The sequence below is a fragment of the Nocardia africana NBRC 100379 genome (assembly GCF_001612635.1).
Classification (GTDB): Bacteria; Actinomycetota; Actinomycetes; order Mycobacteriales; family Mycobacteriaceae; genus Nocardia; species Nocardia africana.
On sequence record NZ_BDAV01000076.1, the window covers coordinates 1 to 1,336 of the forward strand.

Annotated in this window: 1 protein-coding gene; it reads right to left on the reverse strand. The window is 65.3% G+C overall.

Going from position 1 to position 1,336, the window contains the following annotated elements:
* Positions 1–14 precede the first annotated feature (14 nt).
* Complete coding sequence (locus NA3_RS35295; RefSeq protein WP_062969257.1) at positions 15–1,076, reverse strand: IS110 family RNA-guided transposase; 1,062 nt, start codon at positions 1,074–1,076, stop codon at positions 15–17.
* Positions 1,077–1,336: the final 260 nt, after the last annotated feature.

Here is a 1,336-nt window from a genome sequence, read left to right on the forward strand (position 1 = left end):
TGCCTCTCTATTTGTCAAGTTGCGGAACAGGACTCGATGGATTGTTGTCTAAGGCGGCGGGTGTCGTCGGCGGTCATGATGCGCCAGATGACGTTGGACAGGTGTCGTTTCAGGCAGCGCATCGCCGAGCGTGCGGAGGCTCCGGCGGCGATGCGGCGGTCGTAGTAGGCGCGACCGGCGCTGCCGGGCATGCGGACCTGGACCATCGCGATGGTGTGAATCGCGGCGTTGAGCTGCCGGTCACCGTAGCGGCTCAGTCGATGCACTCGGTGGTCCGCGCTGGAGATCTCGACCGGCGCGGTGCCGTTGTAGGTGGCATACGCGGCCGCTGTCGAGAACCGTGTCGCAAGGCCGGTGCGGCCGATCAGCCGCGCTGCCAGTACCGGGCCGATGCCATCAATGGTCCGCAACCGGGTGCCGTGCTCGTCGAGCAGTCCATCGAGGTCTTTCTGGTTGGTGGCCAACAGTTGGTCGAGCCGGCGCACGTCGGCGATCAGGTCCTTGCACAGGCCGACACGGACGCGATCGGACAGCGTCCGTGCCCGGAACCCGCGCAACACAGCGGCGGCGGTGTTGGCGGTCAGGCTGGTCGGAGCGCCACCGGCAAGTAGTTCCCGAAGCAGCGCATGCAACTGGTTTACCGCACGAGTCCGGTTGGCGGCCAGGTTGTTTCGTCTCTCATCGAGCATCCGCAGGGCATCGGAGTGTTCGTCGGGAACGACCGGACGGCAATCGCCCTGCAGTGCTGCGACACACGCCGCACCAGCGGCATCGATGCGATCGTTCTTGCGGCGGCCACCACGGGAGAGCTCTCGCACTCGCGCGGTCGCCGTAGTCGGCACGTCCACGACCGTCTCGCCACGCGCGATCAACCATCGAGTGAGGTGCCGCCCGAGTCCGTCAGCGTTCTCTACCGCCCACCGCCGCTGCGGCCACGGCTTGGCCCACGCGATCAGCTTCTTGTATCCGGCCAACGTGGCCTCGACACGGATCGAACCGAGGTCGGCGTTGGTGGCAGGGTCCACTGCGGTGGCGGTATGGGTGCCCTTGTGCGGATCGACACCGATGACCATCATGAAGCACGGATTCCCTTCTCACAGTTACGGGTTGGGATCCGCGGCGGACAATCCGACTTCAAGTACCTTGCCTGTGCCTGTGGTCATGCATCTCTTCAGTCACGCCGCGAACGCAGGCCGGGTGGCGCGACATACCCCCGCAGAGTCAGCCGAAGTCTTTCAGCGACAGGAACCTCAGGAGTCAAACCACCCGGCCCGCTGCGGCACGCTACGGGTAGCTATCCCGACCACGACACCGCTACCGGCGATATAAGTCGGAA

Bases quoted from the DNA above. Each gene is read 5' to 3' on its own strand.
- NA3_RS35295 (WP_062969257.1), bottom strand. From the start codon at position 1,076: ATGATGGTCATCGGTGTCGATCCGCACAAGGGCACCCATACCGCCACC.